This window comes from Stenotrophomonas sp. TEPEL (assembly GCF_004348785.1).
Classification (GTDB): domain Bacteria; phylum Pseudomonadota; class Gammaproteobacteria; order Xanthomonadales; family Xanthomonadaceae; genus Stenotrophomonas; species Stenotrophomonas indicatrix.
Genome location: NZ_QQXJ01000001.1, coordinates 4,028,858 through 4,043,097 on the forward strand (window position 1 = coordinate 4,028,858; position 14,240 = coordinate 4,043,097).

General features: G+C 66.4%; 12 protein-coding genes. 5 read left to right on the plus strand and 7 right to left on the minus strand.

All coding sequences use genetic code 11. The annotated features are described in order from the left end of the window. Window positions 1-112: 112 nt before the first annotated feature. Window positions 113-748 (plus strand): LysE family translocator, encoded by a 636-nt coding sequence (locus tag TEP_RS18440; RefSeq protein WP_132826251.1) that lies wholly within the window; start codon window positions 113-115, stop codon window positions 746-748. Between the two features lie 143 nt (window positions 749-891). Here the strand turns inward: TEP_RS18440 and TEP_RS18445 are convergent, their stop codons facing one another. The 4 genes from TEP_RS18445 to TEP_RS18460 form a co-directional block, all read right to left on the minus strand. After that, complete coding sequence (locus tag TEP_RS18445) at window positions 892-1,911, minus strand: ribonucleotide-diphosphate reductase subunit beta (RefSeq protein WP_132826252.1); 1,020 nt, start codon at window positions 1,909-1,911, stop codon at window positions 892-894. Window positions 1,912-2,038: 127 nt separating this feature from the next. After that, window positions 2,039-4,450 carry a ribonucleoside-diphosphate reductase subunit alpha gene (locus TEP_RS18450; protein ID WP_132826253.1) on the minus strand — a complete coding sequence of 804 codons (2,412 nt, stop codon included), beginning with the start codon at window positions 4,448-4,450 and terminating at the stop codon, window positions 2,039-2,041. A gap of 586 nt (window positions 4,451-5,036) precedes the next feature. Beyond that, complete coding sequence (gene zapE / locus TEP_RS18455; RefSeq protein WP_025875783.1) at window positions 5,037-6,137, minus strand: cell division protein ZapE; 1,101 nt, start codon at window positions 6,135-6,137, stop codon at window positions 5,037-5,039. Further along, entirely contained in the window at window positions 6,134-6,805 is a 672-nt protein-coding gene (locus TEP_RS18460; protein ID WP_132826254.1) for a CocE/NonD family hydrolase, read from the minus strand. Before TEP_RS18460 ends, zapE begins: the two co-directional genes overlap by 4 nt. 43 nt (window positions 6,806-6,848) lie before the next feature. Between TEP_RS18460 and TEP_RS18465 the strand changes: the two genes are divergently transcribed. Next, window positions 6,849-7,706 (plus strand): EamA/RhaT family transporter, encoded by an 858-nt coding sequence (locus TEP_RS18465; protein WP_132826255.1) that lies wholly within the window; start codon window positions 6,849-6,851, stop codon window positions 7,704-7,706. Window positions 7,707-7,882: 176 nt separating this feature from the next. Beyond that, on the plus strand, window positions 7,883-8,239 hold the full coding sequence (locus TEP_RS18470) for a DUF3011 domain-containing protein (protein WP_165933943.1): 357 nt from the start codon (window positions 7,883-7,885) through the stop codon (window positions 8,237-8,239). Between the two features lie 48 nt (window positions 8,240-8,287). On the opposite strand, the gene TEP_RS18475 is transcribed toward TEP_RS18470, so the two are convergent. From TEP_RS18475 to TEP_RS18485, 3 genes are all read right to left on the minus strand, one after another. After that, window positions 8,288-9,727 carry an ExeM/NucH family extracellular endonuclease gene (locus tag TEP_RS18475; RefSeq protein ID WP_132826257.1) on the minus strand — a complete coding sequence of 480 codons (1,440 nt, stop codon included), beginning with the start codon at window positions 9,725-9,727 and terminating at the stop codon, window positions 8,288-8,290. A 202-nt stretch (window positions 9,728-9,929) separates the two neighbouring features. Next, window positions 9,930-10,448: a c-type cytochrome gene (locus tag TEP_RS18480; protein WP_025875793.1), complete on the minus strand. Its 519-nt coding sequence runs from the start codon at window positions 10,446-10,448 to the stop codon at window positions 9,930-9,932. Window positions 10,449-10,653: 205 nt separating this feature from the next. After that, a complete protein-coding gene (locus TEP_RS18485) occupies window positions 10,654-11,262 on the minus strand; it encodes a TetR/AcrR family transcriptional regulator (protein ID WP_025875794.1) in 609 nt (202 codons plus the stop codon). A gap of 160 nt (window positions 11,263-11,422) precedes the next feature. Between TEP_RS18485 and TEP_RS18490 the strand changes: the two genes are divergently transcribed. Together TEP_RS18490 and TEP_RS18495 are read left to right on the plus strand one after the other, a co-directional pair. Then, the gene (locus tag TEP_RS18490; RefSeq protein WP_025875795.1) at window positions 11,423-12,586 is read left to right on the plus strand and encodes an isovaleryl-CoA dehydrogenase; all 1,164 of its coding nucleotides are present in this window, start codon (window positions 11,423-11,425) and stop codon (window positions 12,584-12,586) included. Between the two features lie 8 nt (window positions 12,587-12,594). Beyond that, window positions 12,595-14,205 (plus strand): carboxyl transferase domain-containing protein, encoded by a 1,611-nt coding sequence (locus TEP_RS18495; RefSeq protein WP_025875797.1) that lies wholly within the window; start codon window positions 12,595-12,597, stop codon window positions 14,203-14,205. The last annotated feature ends 35 nt before the right edge of the window (window positions 14,206-14,240 follow it).

The following is a 14,240-nucleotide window of genomic DNA, read 5'->3' on the forward strand; positions in this document are numbered from 1 at the left end:
GTGTCGGGGATGGGGGTCATGGGGGCGGTTCGGGTGTGGGGTGAGACGGATTTTAAGGCAGGTGGTGTGCAGGCGGCGCTACACTTCGGCACCCCCGCTGCGTGAGCCCACCATGCCCGCCACGTCCGACCTGCTGGCCTTCGCCCTTGTCTCGCTGGCCATGGTGCTGACGCCCGGGCCGAACATGATCTACGTGATCTCGCGCTCGATCTGCCAGGGCCGCGTGGCCGGGCTGATCTCGCTGGGCGGGGTGGCGCTGGGCTTCGTGTTCTACATGCTGTGCGCGGCGCTGGGCATCACCGCGCTGCTGATGACCGTGCCGTTCGCCTACGACGCGCTGCGCATCGGCGGCGCGCTGTACCTGCTGTACCTGGCGTGGCAGGCGCTGAAGCCCGGCGGCCGCTCGCCGTTCGCGGTGCGTGACCTGCCGGTGGACGGCCCACGCAAGCTGTTCGCGATGGGTTTCCTGACCAACGTGCTGAACCCCAAGGTCGCGGTGATGTACCTGTCCCTGCTGCCGCAGTTCCTGCACCCGGACAGCGAGGGCAGCGTGCTGATGCAATCGCTGGTGCTGGGCTCCACCCAGCTGCTGGTCAGCGTGAGCGTGAACGCGGTGATCGCGATAATGGCCGGAAGCATCGCCGGCTTCCTGTCTGCGCGCCCCACTTGGCAGGCGGTGCAACGGTGGTTCATGGGCACGGTGCTGGCCGGCCTGGCCGTGCGCATGGCGGTGGATGGGCGGCGCTAGCGCCGGGCCATGCCCTGCGGAATGCGCACGGCACCCTGAAGACCTTCCGCGCTGCGCGCTCGCCGGGCGTGGCCCGGCGCTACCGTAGAAACGAAAAACCCCGGCGTTGGCCGGGGTTTTCGCGACAGACCTGACCGGATCGATCAGAAGTTCATGTCGAAGGCGACTTCACCCTTCACGCCCACCTGGTAGGCCGAGGCGCGGCGTTCGAAGAAGTTGGTCAGTTCCTGCACGTCCTGTAGTTCCATGAAGCTCAGCGGGTTGCGCACGTTGTACTTGCGCTCCATGCCCAGGCGATGGAAATGGTTGTCGGCGCAGTGCTGCAGGTACTGGCGCATGTCACGGGTGGAAATGCCAGCCACGCCACCGGACAGCACGTCCTCGGCGAACTGCACTTCGCACTCGATGGCCTCGGCCAGCATGTCATAGACATCCTGCTTCATCTTGTCGTCGAACAGATCCGGCTCTTCCTCGCGGATCACGTCCACGCACTCGAAGGCGAACTCCATGTGCGCGCTTTCGTCGCGGAACACCCAGTTGGTGCCCGAAGCCAGGCCGTTGAGCAGGCCGCGCGAACGGAAGTAGTACACGTAGGCGAAGGCGGCGAAGAAGAACAGGCCTTCGATGCACGCCGCGAAGCAGATCTGGTTGAGCAGGAACTGACGACGCTCTTCGCGGGTCTCGATGCGCTTCAGGTCCTGGATCGAATCGATCCACTTGAAGCAGAAATCGGCCTTCTTCTTGATTGAGTCGATGTTCTCCACCGCGGCAAAGGCTTTGACGCGCTCGTCCGGATCCGGCAGGTAGTTGTCCAGCAGGGTCAGGTAGAACTGCACGTGCAGCGCTTCTTCATACAGCTGGCGCGACAGGTACATGCGCGCTTCGGGCGCGTTCAAGTGCTGGTACAGGTTCAGCACCAGGTTGTTGGACACGATCGAATCGCCGGTGGCGAAGAAGGCGACCAGGCGGTGGATCAGGTGGCGCTCGCCCGGCGACATCTTGCTGTGCAGGTCGCTGATGTCGATCTGGAAGTTGATCTCTTCCACCGTCCAGGTGTTCTTGATCGCGTTCCGGTACATGTCATAGAACTGCGGGTAGCGCATCGGGCGCAGGGTCAGTTCAAAACCGGGATCGAGCAGCATCTGCTTGGGATTGTCGGCCATGGGTGTTTCCTTGTCTTCTCGGGTCAAAACGCCGGGCATGGCCCGGCGCTACCTTGTTGTTTCCGTAGTCGAGCAGCAGTGACGACCAACGGTCGGCACCCGCCGCGCGTTAATCCACCGCGCGGTGTTACTGGCAGGCTTCGCAGGCTTCCGGGTTCTCCAGCGAGCAGGCGATGGCCTCTTCCGGGCTGAACACCTTTTCCGGCGCAGCGCTGGCCGTGTGGCTGACGGTGGTCTTGGCGATCTTGGTGGCCGGACGCGAACGCAGGTAGTAGGTGGTCTTGATGCCCTGCTTCCAGGCGTACATGTACATGGAGGACATCGCGCCGATGCTCGGGCTTTCCATGAACAGGTTGAGCGAGGCGGACTGGTCGATGAAGGCACCACGGTCGGCGGCCATGTCGATCAGCGAACGCATCGGCAGTTCCCATGCGGTGCGGTAGACGTGGCGCAGCGTTTCCGGAATCTGGGTGATGGCCTGGATCGAACCGTCGGCCAGCTTGATCGCATCGCGCATTTCCGGGGTCCAGTGGCCCAGCTTCTTCAGCTCGTTCACCAGGTAACGGTTCACCTGCAGGAAGTCACCGGACAGGGTCTCGCGCTTGAACAGGTTGGACACCTGCGGTTCCACGCACTCGTAGCAGCCGGCGATGGAGGCGATGGTGGCGGTCGGGGCGATCGCGATCATCAGCGAGTTGCGCAGGCCGTGTTCCTTGATGCGTTCACGCAGGGCATCCCAGCGCGCGGCATCTTCCGGCACCACGTTCCAGGCATCGAACTGCAGCTCGCCGCTGGCCGCACGGGTGTCGGCGAAGGACGGGTGCTTGCCGCGTTCCTGGGCCAGTTCCACCGAGGTTTCCAGCGCGTGGAAGTAGATGGTCTCGGCAATCTTCTTCGACAGCGCACGGGCTTCGGCGCTATCAAACGGCAGGCGCTTGCGGAAGAACACGTCCTGCAGGCCCATGCAGCCCAGGCCGACCGGACGCCAGCGCAGGTTGCCGCGGCGCGCCGATTCGATCGGGTAGAAGTTCAGGTCGATCACGCGGTCCAGCTGGCGCACGGCCAGGCGCACGGTGTCGGCCAGCTTGTCGAAATCGAATTCGCCGTTGCCGTCGAAGTGATTGCCCAGGTTGATCGAACCCAGGTTGCACACCGCGGTTTCTTCAGCCGAGGTGACTTCCAGGATCTCGGTGCACAGGTTGGACAGGTGGATCACGTTGCCGGCGCGCAGGGTCTGGTTGCTGGCGCGGTTGCACTTGTCCTTGAAGGTCATCCAGCCGTTGCCGGTCTCGGCCAGGGTGCGCATCATCCGCGAGTACAGCTTGCGTGCGGAGATGGTGCGGTTGGCCTTGCCCTGTGCTTCGGCCTGCAGGTAGGCGGCCTCGAAGGCTTCGCCGAACAGGTCGGTGAACTCGGGCACCACGCGCGGATCGAACAGCGACCATTCCTGGTCGGCCTCCACGCGCTTCATGAACAGGTCCGGGATCCAGTTGGCCAGGTTCAGGTTGTGCGCACGGCGCGATTCGTCGCCGGTATTGTCACGCAGCTCGAGGAAGTCCTCGATGTCGGCGTGCCAGGTTTCCAGGTACACACAGGCCGCGCCCTTGCGCTTGCCGCCTTGGTTCACCGCAGCCACCGACGAATCCATGGTCTTCAGCCACGGCACGATGCCGTTGGAATGGCCGTTGGTGGACTTGATGAGCGAGCCACGCGAACGCACGCGGGTGTAGCTGACGCCGATGCCGCCGGAGAACTTGGACAGCTGGGCGATGTCGCCGTACTTGGCGTAGATCGATTCCAGCGAATCCTGCGGCGAGTCCAGCAGGAAGCACGAGGACAGCTGCTCGTGGGTGGTGCCGGAGTTGAACAGGGTCGGGCTGGACGGCAGGTAGTCCAGGTTGCCCATGCGCTTGTACAGCGCCAGGGTTTCCGGCACGTCCTCGCTCAGCGCGCTGGCGATGCGCAGGAAGAACTGCTGCGGGGTCTCGATCACCTTGCGGGTGTGCGGGTGACGCAGCAGGTAGCGGTCGTACAGGGTACGCAGGCCGAAGTAATCGAAGTTCAGGTCCAGCGAGATGTCGATGGCATCGTTGAGCTTGCGTGCGTTGGTCTGCACGAAGTTCAGCAGGCGGTCGTTGATCAGGCCCACTTCGTGGCCACGACCCACCGACTGCGAGAACGCGTGGATTTCCTGGTTGGACACTTCCTTGGCGATGAAGTTGGCCAGCAGGCGCGCGGCCAGGCGGCCGTACTCGGGCTCTTCGCCGATCAGGAGCGCCGCGGTGCGGATGGACAGTTCGTCCAGCTCCTGGGTGGTGGCGCCGTTGTACAGGCCGGAAATGGTGCGGGTGGCCACACGCATCGGATCGACGGCGTGCAGGCCTTCGGAGGAACGCTGCACCGCGCGGACGATCTTGTTCAGATCCACCAGCTCGGTCGTGCCATTGCGCTTGGTCACACTCATCGCGTTGGACGTCGGCGGCGACGTCAACAGGAATTCGCTTTCCTTCTCGATGGTGGCGCTGGTCTCGGTGGTCACGGCGTGTGTCCTCTTGGCGTGATGGATGGTGGCTCGGAGCATCGGGTGACGCGGCCCGGGACATGACAGCCCAGGGTGGCAGACCGGTGTCGCAGGGATTGAGACCCTGCGCCTGTGGCTGCCGCTGGCAGTGCTGACCGGTGCCGCTGCGGGCATGGAGGGCGTATCACCGGAGGGTCCGGCGATCCATTCCATGGACCCGGCGGCTTGGGGTCCCCACAACCGACAGCCACAAGATAGTGGGGGTAGTGGGGCCCGTCAACGCCAAATGTAGTGAAATTCGGCAATCCCTTGCGCCGCAAGGATCGTGCCATCGACGCCCGGTTTGGACGCTTTGGACCTGCTGGAACGGGCTGCGCAGTCAAGCCCGAAACACGTCATCGCGGTGGCAATCAGCGCCCCACCAGCGGAACGATGACAGCTTCACATGACAGGACCACGCAGGCGAGGGACAAGTCTGTGGATAGGTGGTGGGCAGGCAGTGGGCAGCCGGTGGACGGGCGGCATCAGGCAGTGCCGGCCGCTGGCCGGCAGCCCAGACCTGCGCAAGCATCGGGTGGATGCCGGCCGGCATCCGCCCCGGTTGTCACGCCCGGTGCGGGGTACCCAGGTACTCGGCGCTCTGCATTTCGATCAGGCGCGAGGCCGTACGCTCGAACGCGCCCTGCAGCCGGGTACCGGTGTACAGCTCGACCGGCGAGGTGCTGGCGGTGCAGACCAGGTTGACGTGGCGGTCGTACAGCTCGTCGATCAGGTTGACGAAGCGGCGCGCGGCATCCTCGTTCAGGCGATCGAAGGCCGGAATGCCCCCCAGCAGCACGGTGTTGAACTCGTGCGCGATCTCGATGTAGTCCGACGGCCCGCGCGGGCCTTCGCACAGGGCGGCAAAGTCGAACCAGGCAATGCTCTTGCCGCGCGCGCGCACCGGAATCTTGCGGCTCTCGATTTCGATGTTGCCCGCCTTGGCCGGCTGGCCACCGCTCAACTCGCCCCAGCGCGTGGCCAGCCAGGTGTCACTGTCGGCGGCCAGCGGCGCGCGGTACACCGGCGAACGGGTCAGCGCGCGCATGCGGTAGTCCTCGGTGCCTTCGGCGTACAGCTCCACGCAGTAGCGCTGCAGCAGGCCGATGGCCGGCATGAAGCTCTCGCGCTGCAGGCCGTTGAGGTACAGGTTTTCCACCGCCGTGTTGGAAGTGGTGACCAGGGTCACGCCCTCGGCGAACATCCGCTCCAGCAGGCGCGCCAGCAGCATGGCATCGCCGATGTCGGTGACGAAGAATTCGTCCAGCACCAGCACGCGCAGGTTGCTGCGCCATTCCTGGGCGATCTTCGCCAGCGGGTCGCTCTGGCCCTGGTGCTCGCGCAGGCGCTCATGCACGCTGCGCATGAAGCGATGGAAGTGGGTGCGGTACTTCTGCTTGATCGGCAGGCCGTCGTAGAACAGGTCGACCAGGAAGGTCTTGCCGCGGCCGACGCCGCCCCAGAAGTACAGGCCCTTGACCGGCTCAGGTTTCTTCCAGAACGAGGACAGGCGGTCCAGCCAGCCGTCCTCGGCGCTGTCCACCAGGGCCAGATGGATCCGGTCCAGCTCGGCCAAGGCCGCATGCTGGGCCGGGTCGTTCTGCCAATCGCCGCGTTCCACCCCGGCCGCATAGCGCTGCGTCGGGGTCAGTTCCACCTCGCTCATGCCGCCGTGCCCAGCCAATGCTTGACGCCGTGGGTGAGCGCGCCGCGCAGGTCGATCAGCTTGCGGTGGAAGAAGTGGCTGGTTTCGGGCATGCGCACCAGTTCATGCGGGGCATCGAGGGTGTCCAGCCAGTGGTACACGGCCTGCGGGTCGACGATTTCATCCTGCTCGCCCTGGATCACCAGCCAGCGGGCCGGCGGCGCAATGCCGCCGAAGTCCCACCGGCCCGCCGGCGGCGCGATCGAGATCAGCGCTTCGGGCTGCAGCTCGGCGGCGGCCTTCAGTGAAACGAACGCACCGAAGCTGAAGCCGGCCAGCCACAGGCGGTCGTCCGGGCGCTGCTGGCGGACCCAGGCGGTGACGGCCTTGAGGTCCTCCTGCTCGCCCACGCCATGGTCGAATTCACCGGCAGAGCCGCCGACGCTGCGGAAGTTGAAGCGCACCGTGGCAATGCCCAGCTCGCGCAGGGTAGTGGCGGTCATGGTGACCACCTTGTTGTGCAGGGTGCCGCCTTCAGTGGACAGCGGATGGCAGATGATGGCCACGATCGGCTGCACCGGCACATCGGCCTTGGGCAGGTCGACGAGCACTTCCAGCGGGCCAACCGGGCCATCCAGCACCAGGCATGCGGTTTCGCCAGCGGCGACAGGGAACGAGGGCGTGTGCATGGCACCATGATAGCGTCCCCCGCCGCTGCCCTGTGCCCGCCCCATGCTCTACCTGTCCCTGGCCGTGATCTGCAGTGTGCTGGTTTCGGTGTTGTTGAAGCTGGCTGGCCGTCGCCAGCTGGACGTTGCGCAGATGGTGACCTGGAATTATCTGGTCGCCGCGACGATGACGGCGGTGGTGCTGCAGCCGCCGCTGGAAGCACTGCGCGGACCTCATGCGCCGTGGCTTTCATTGCTGGCGCTGGCGGTGGTGCTGCCCTCGATCTTCCTGGTGCTGGGCCGCGCGGTGGCGGTGGCCGGCATCGTCCGCAGTGATGTGGCGCAGCGGTTGTCGCTGCTGCTGTCGGTGGCGGCAGCGTTCCTGTTCTTTGGCCAGAGCGCCAGCACCTGGAAGCTGGTGGGGCTGGGCCTGGGCCTGCTGGCGATGGTGGCCATCAGCCTGCGTCCGCGCGGCCCGGCAGTGGTCGCTTCCGCCGGCGGCTGGGGCTGGCTGCTGGGTGTGTGGGCCGGCTTTGCGGTGGTGGATGTGCTGCTCAAGCAGGTGGCGCTGTCGGGCACGCCGTCGATGGCGGCGGTGCTGGCCAGTTTCAGCGTGGCCTTCGTACTGATGCTGGCGCTGCAGTTGTGGCGGCATTTCAGTGGGCGCAGCCGCCTGGCCTGGCGCAACCTGGGTGCGGGTGCACTGCTGGGCCTGCTCAACGGTGGCAACATTCTTTTCTATGTGCATGCGCACCAGTCGATGCCGGACAGCCCGGCCACCGTGTTCGCCGGCATGAACATCGGCGTGGTGGTGCTGGGTGCGCTGGTTGGCGTATTCGCCTTCGGCGAGCCTATGAGCCGGTGGAACCGCCTCGGACTGGCGCTGGCGGTAGTCGCGATCACCCTGATCGCACTGGGGTGATGCGCACAGTTCCGCCATTGCTGATAGCCGGTGCAGAAGATTCCGATCCTGCTGCGCATTTCGATTGATACGTTGACGCCGCTCACAGTGCAGTTCCGTCGTGATGGGCATCCCGCTGCCTAGACTCGAACGGACCTGCTTCTGGAGAGAATGTGATGAAACACGTGTGCGCTCTCATGCTGCTGGCCGCAAACCTGACCGGTTGCAGCAGCATCGGAGGCTATCCCGATTTCAGCGGTGGGATCGGCTATCCATCACATGAACCGGCCTATCCGGTCTATCCCGCCTATCCACCCCCCGTATCCAGCCACCGCGGCGACTCGAGCTCCGAAGTGGTGAGCTGCAGCAGCCGCGACCAGCGTCGCCAGTATTGCCAAGTACAGGTCTCGCAGAAGGACAGCGTGCACCTGATCAACCGCGAGTCACGTGCTTCCTGCCTGCAGGGGCGCGACTGGGGCGTGGACCGCGGCACGATCTGGGTCGACAACGGCTGCCGTGCAACCTTCCGCATCGAGCGCTACTACTGGCGATGAGCAGCACGCCGTCCGGCCGGGCCCCACAGGGGCCGGCCGGGCACCTGCTCAGCGATCGAAGCCCAGCAGCAGCGGGTCGTGATCGGAGCTGCGCCACGGGCCCTGCACGTTGCGGCCCTGGTAACCGCTGGCGTCCTGCTCGTCGGCATTGCTGTGCCACTCGGCGGCGCCGGCGAGGCGCTTGGCCATGGTCGGGCTGAGCAGCGCGTGATCGAGGCGGCCGGTGTAGCCGTTGTAGACGTAGCTGTAGGGCTGTTCGACCTTGGCCACCTTGAAGGCATCCTGCCAGCCGAGGTCGTGCAGGGTGCGGATCGGATCTTCCATGGCGTAGGCGTTGAAATCGCCCATCAGCACCACGTCCTTCACCTTCAGGCGCGCGGCTTCGGCCTGCACCCAGGTGTTGAGCTGCCTGGCCGATTCCACGCGGGTGGCGTTCCAGCAGCCCTGCCCGTCATTGCGGTCGGCGTCGGCGCCGCTGGCATCGCGGCAGCCCTTGGACTTGAAGTGGTTGGCAACCACCATGAACGGCCCGCCTTTGCCCTGGAAGGCCTGTGCCAGCGGCGCACGGCTGTGTTCGACGAAGGGGCCGTCGAGCTTGGTCAGCGGCCTGCCGAGCGGCTTGAATTCGCTCTTGCGGTAGATGATGCCGACGCGGATCGGATTGCTGCCCGGGCCTTGGCCGGCATCGACGAACGCCCACTGTTTGTCTGCGGCGAGGCCGGCATTGAGCGCATCCACCAGTTCGGCGATGGCCGACTGCGGGCCGTAACCGTCGTTCTCCAGTTCCATCAGCGCGGCGATGTCGGCGCCCAGCGCGTTGACGGTGGCGACCAGCTTGCCGACCTGCGCCTTGTGCTCGTCCAGCGTGCGCGCGCCGCGCAGGGTCGGGAACCCACCGCCCTTGCCGTCACCATTGAAGAAATTCTCCAGGTTGAACGCGGCGATGTGCAGGCGGCCGGGCACTGTCGGCACGGCCGGGCGCTGCAGCTCCGGCAGCTTCAGTACACCGTCCACCTGCAGGCTGGGCCGGCCCTGCGCGTCCACGCGCACGATGCCTTCCACGTTGCGCAGCTGCATGCCGGTACGCAGCACCGGGTTGCCCGGCAGGTAGGCGACGCTGGCCGGATCACGCACATCGCTGCCATCGTCCAGCAGCAGGCGGCGGCGCTGGTTGTCGGCCATCACCTGTTCGATCCCGGCACTGCCGGGCGCGGCCACTTCGGTCGGCTGCCACAGGCGGCCATCGAAGGCGACGGTGAGCTGGCCGAAGCGTTCCAGGCCATCGGTGCCGGCCAGGGTGAGCGGCGCGGCGATGCGCACGTGCTGCCCATCCAGTGCACGCCAGTCGGCCGGCGCGGCGGCCAGGGTGACGGTGGCTGGGCTGCGTGGCGCAGGCGCCGAGGTCGGCGCAACCTGTGGCTGGGCCTGGGCGAAAGCGGATGCCGGCATCAGCAGGGACAGGGCAAGGGCGAGGGAACGGCGACGCATCGACAGACGACTCCACGGAAGAGGCGCACAGACTAACCCTGAAATGCGAAACCCCGCCTGCGCAGCGGGGGCATAGGGGCGATCAGGCCTCGGTGGGCAAAGCCGGGGTATCGCTGGGCTTGCCGGCCAGCGGCCGGCACTACCAAAGATCATGAGGCTGCCGGCCAGCGGCCGGCACTACCAGCGGACGCGGCGGCGTCCGCTATTTCAGATTGCCCAGCATCCAGTCCACGGTGGCGTGGATCTGCTCCTCGGTGAGCGCCGGGTTGCCGCCCTTGGGCGGCATGATGCCGCCGTCGGGGCCGGTGTAGCCCTCGATGGCGTGCTTGTAGAGGGTGTCCTTGCCCTGCGCCAGGCGCTTGTCCCAGTGCGAGTGGTCCAGCGTCGGCGCCATGCCCACGCCGGTGGTATGGCAGGCGGTGCACAGGTTGTCGAAGATCACCTTGCCATCCTTGGTACCGCCGTAAGCCACCTGCGAGGCGGCCTTGGCCAGCGCTGCGGCCTTGGCCGCGGCCTGCGCGGCGGCGCCGGTGCTGCCGGCGTATACCGCGCCAGTGGGCGAGATGCGCTGTTCAGTACGTTTGGCGGCGGTGGGCGACACCTCGGGCGGAATCCGGGTGTGGATGAACGCGGCCAGCAGGATCAGACCGAGGGTGATGGCCATCAACAGCGCGATCACCATGGAGAAGCGTTTCAGGAACTCCAGATCGTAATTCCGCACTCTTCGTTACCCCTGGCTGATAGTCGTTGGACCACGGCTGAGCGACTGCGTGATGGGCCGAGTATAGAACGCACGCCACGCACGACAACAGGCATCACGGCTGGTGCGGCGCAGCATGCAGCCGTGGCCGCATGCGGGTAGCGCCGGACCGCGCCCGGCAAGCGCGAAGCGCGGCAGAAGCCGCCCGGCACCCGCAACGGCGGCATCACCCTGCGCCGACAGCCCGCAGGCAGAAACTGCAGATGGCCTCGACCAGCGCGTCCTCGTCGCGGTGCGCTTCGCGGCTGGGTGCGGTCGGGCCCACCATCGCTTCGGTGAAGGCACCCACCAAGCAGGCGGCGGCAGCGTGCGCGTCCTGTGCCGGCAGTTCACCGGCCGCCACGCCCTCTTCCACCAGGCGCAGGAACACGTCACCGAAGGCACGGCGGCCGCGCATGCGCTCGGCTTCCACGTCCGGGTCCACCGGTTCGACGATGAAGGCATGGGCCAGGCCCGGGCCGGCCAGGGCACGGCGGACGAAGGCGGTGATGGCCTGGCGCAGGCGCACGCTGGCCGGCTGCGGCGCACTGGCGATGCGTTCCATGATCGCCACCTCGTGGGCCACGGCAGCGTTGAGCACCTCCACGAACAGCTCGGCCTTGGACGGGAAGTGGCGGTAGATCAGCCCGGTGGAGACCCCGGCCTGGGTGGCCACGGCGGTTACCGGCGCGTTGCGCCAGCCGCCGGTGGCGACCAGTTCGCGGGTGGCCAGCAGGATCCGTTCACGGGCCCCGGCCAGGCGTTCTTCCATCAATGCTGAGCGTTTGTAGGCCATGTTCTGAGTCTGGTTTCAATTTTTGAATTTGTATTCACTTCTTACCCGAACCCCGCTACGCTGGGGTCCAATCGCCCGCGCGGGCTGCTGCTGTGAACAGCCGCCCGCTTCCCCTTCCGGGGTGCGTCCATTCCCCACCTTCCCTCGTGGAGCCATCGCAATGCACGTGCCATCCCTGAACTTCGACCTCGGCGAAGATATCGACCTGCTGCGCCAGAGCGTGGCCCATTTTGCCGCTGCCGAGATCGCGCCGCTCGCGGCCGAGGCCGATGCGACCAACCAGTTCCCGTTGGCACTATGGCCCAAGTTGGGCGAACAGGGCCTGCTGGGCCTGACCGTGGAAGAAGAATACGGCGGCACCGGCATGGGCTACCTGGCCCACGTGGTGGCGATGGAAGAAATCTCCCGCGCCTCCGGCGGCATCGCCCTGTCCTACGGCGCGCACTCGAACCTGTGCGTGAACCAGCTGCGCAAGAACGGCACCGAAGCGCAGAAGCAGCGCTTCCTGCCGGACCTGTGCAGCGGCGCCAAGGTCGGCGCGCTGGCGATGAGCGAACCGGGTGCGGGGTCGGACGTGGTGTCGATGAAGCTGCGCGCGGACAAGCGCGGCGACCGCTACGTGCTCAACGGCAACAAGATGTGGATCACCAACGGCCCCGACGCCGACGTGCTGGTGGTGTACGCCAAGACCGATGTCGAAGCCGGCGCCAAGGGCATCACCGCGTTCCTGGTCGAGAAGGGCATGAAGGGTTTCTCCACCGCGCAGAAGCTGGACAAGCTGGGCATGCGCTCCTCGCCCACCTGCGAACTGGTGTTCCAGGACTGCGAGATTCCCGAAGAGAACGTGCTGGGCGCGGTCGGCGGCGGCGTGCGCGTGCTGATGTCCGGCCTGGACTACGAGCGCGTGGTGCTGTCCGGCGGCCCCCTGGGCCTGATGGCTGCAGCCATGGACGTGGTGATGCCGTACGTGCACGAACGCCACCAGTTCGGTGAGCCGATCGGCAGCTTCCAGCTGATCCAGGCCAAGATCGCCGACATGTACGTGGGCCTGGGGGCCTGCCGCGCCTACGTGTATGCCGTGGCGCGCGCCTGCGACCAGGGCCGTACCACCCGCCAGGATGCAGCCGGCGCGATCCTGTACGCCGCCGAGAAGGCCACCTGGCTGACCGGCCAGGCGATCCAGATCCTCGGCGGCAACGGCTACATCAATGAATACCCGACCGGCCGCTTGTGGCGCGACGCCAAGCTGTATGAAATCGGCGCCGGCACCTCGGAGATCCGCCGCATGCTGATCGGCCGCGAACTGTTCCAGCGCACCCTGTAAGGCACCCCATGAGCATCCTAGGCAGCCAGCTGCAACCGGGCAGCGAAACGTTTGAAAGCAACCGCGCGGCGATGCAGGCCGTGGTCGACGACCTGCACGCCACCCTCGCCCGCACCGCCCTGGGTGGAAGCGAGGCGGCGCGGGCCAAGCACACCGCACGCGGCAAGCTGCTGGTGCGTGACCGCATCGATGCGCTGCTCGACCCGGGCAGCGCGTTCCTGGAGATCGCACCGCTGGCCGCGCACGGCATGTACGACGATGCCGTGCCCGCCGCCGGCGTGGTCGCCGGCATTGGCCGGGTGAGCGGCGTGGAGTGCGTGATCGTGGCCAACGATGCCACGGTCAAGGGCGGCACCTATTACCCGGTGACAGTGAAGAAACACCTGCGCGCGCAGGAGATCGCCGAGCAGAACCACCTGCCGTGCATCTACCTGGTCGATTCCGGTGGCGCCTTCCTGCCGCTGCAGGACGAGGTGTTCCCGGACCGCGACCATTTCGGCCGCATCTTCTACAACCAGGCCAATCTCTCCGCGCAGGGCATCCCGCAGATCGCCTGCGTGATGGGAAGCTGCACCGCCGGCGGTGCCTACGTGCCGGCGATGAGCGACGAGACGGTGATCGTGCGCGAGCAGGGCACCATCTTCCTCGGCGGCCCGCCGCTGGTGAAGGCGGCCACCGGTGAAGTGGTGACGGCCGAAGAACTGGGCGGTGCCGACGTGCACACGCGCATTTCCGGTGTGGCCGACCACATGGCCGACAACGACCTGCAGGCGTTGGCACGGGTGCGCGCGATCATCGCCCAGCTCAACTGGCGCAAGCCCGAAGCGGCGATGGCGCTGCAGCCGGTGGAAGAACCGCTGCTGCCGGCGCACGAACTGTACGGGGTGATCCCGGCCGATACGCGCAAGCCGTACGACGTGCGCGAAGTGATCGCACGACTGGTCGACGGCTCGCGCTTTGACGAGTTCAAGCCGCGCTATGGCGCAACGCTGGTCACCGGCTTCGCCCATCTGCACGGCTATCCGGTCGGCATCATCGCCAACAACGGCATCCTGTTCTCCGAGTCCGCGCTGAAGGGCGCGCACTTCATCGAGCTGTGCACCCAGCGCAACATCCCGCTGGTGTTCCTGCAGAACATCACCGGCTTCATGGTCGGCCGCAAATACGAACAGGGTGGCATCGCCAAGGACGGGGCCAAGCTGGTGATGGCGGTGGCCTGCGCCAAGGTACCCAAGTTCACCGTGGTGATCGGTGGTTCGTTCGGTGCCGGAAACTACGGCATGTGCGGCCGTGCGTACTCGCCCAATTTCCTGTGGATGTGGCCCAACGCACGCATCGGCGTGATGGGCGGCGAACAGGCCGCCAGCGTGCTGGCCACGGTCAAGCGTGATGGTATCGAAGCCAAGGGCGGGCAGTGGCCGGGCGAGGAAGAGGATGCGTTCAAGGCACCGATCCGCGACCAGTTCGAGCAGCAGGGCCACCCCTACTACGCCAGTGCCCGCCTGTGGGACGACGGCGTGATCGATCCGGTCGATACCCGCCGGGTACTGGCCCTGGCCCTGTCGGCCAGCCTCAACGCTCCCCCGCAGCAGACGCGCTTCGGCGTGTTCCGCATGTGACCTGTGCCATGACCGAGCAAGCTCCTATGAAGCAC

Excerpts from the sequence above, each read along its gene's own strand:
- TEP_RS18460 (WP_132826254.1), bottom strand. The coding sequence starts at position 6,805 with ATGCACACGCCCTCGTTCCCTGTCGCCGCTGGCGAAACCGCATGCCTG.
- TEP_RS18485 (WP_025875794.1), bottom strand. The coding sequence starts at position 11,262 with ATGGCCTACAAACGCTCAGCATTGATGGAAGAACGCCTGGCCGGGGCC.
- TEP_RS18470 (WP_165933943.1), top strand. The coding sequence starts at position 7,883 with ATGCTGCTGGCCGCAAACCTGACCGGTTGCAGCAGCATCGGAGGCTAT.
- TEP_RS18440 (WP_132826251.1), top strand. The coding sequence starts at position 113 with ATGCCCGCCACGTCCGACCTGCTGGCCTTCGCCCTTGTCTCGCTGGCC.
- TEP_RS18495 (WP_025875797.1), top strand. The coding sequence starts at position 12,595 with ATGAGCATCCTAGGCAGCCAGCTGCAACCGGGCAGCGAAACGTTTGAA.
- TEP_RS18445 (WP_132826252.1), bottom strand. The coding sequence starts at position 1,911 with ATGGCCGACAATCCCAAGCAGATGCTGCTCGATCCCGGTTTTGAACTG.
- TEP_RS18490 (WP_025875795.1), top strand. The coding sequence starts at position 11,423 with ATGCACGTGCCATCCCTGAACTTCGACCTCGGCGAAGATATCGACCTG.
- TEP_RS18475 (WP_132826257.1), bottom strand. The coding sequence starts at position 9,727 with ATGCGTCGCCGTTCCCTCGCCCTTGCCCTGTCCCTGCTGATGCCGGCA.
- zapE (WP_025875783.1), bottom strand. The coding sequence starts at position 6,137 with ATGAGCGAGGTGGAACTGACCCCGACGCAGCGCTATGCGGCCGGGGTG.
- TEP_RS18465 (WP_132826255.1), top strand. The coding sequence starts at position 6,849 with ATGCTCTACCTGTCCCTGGCCGTGATCTGCAGTGTGCTGGTTTCGGTG.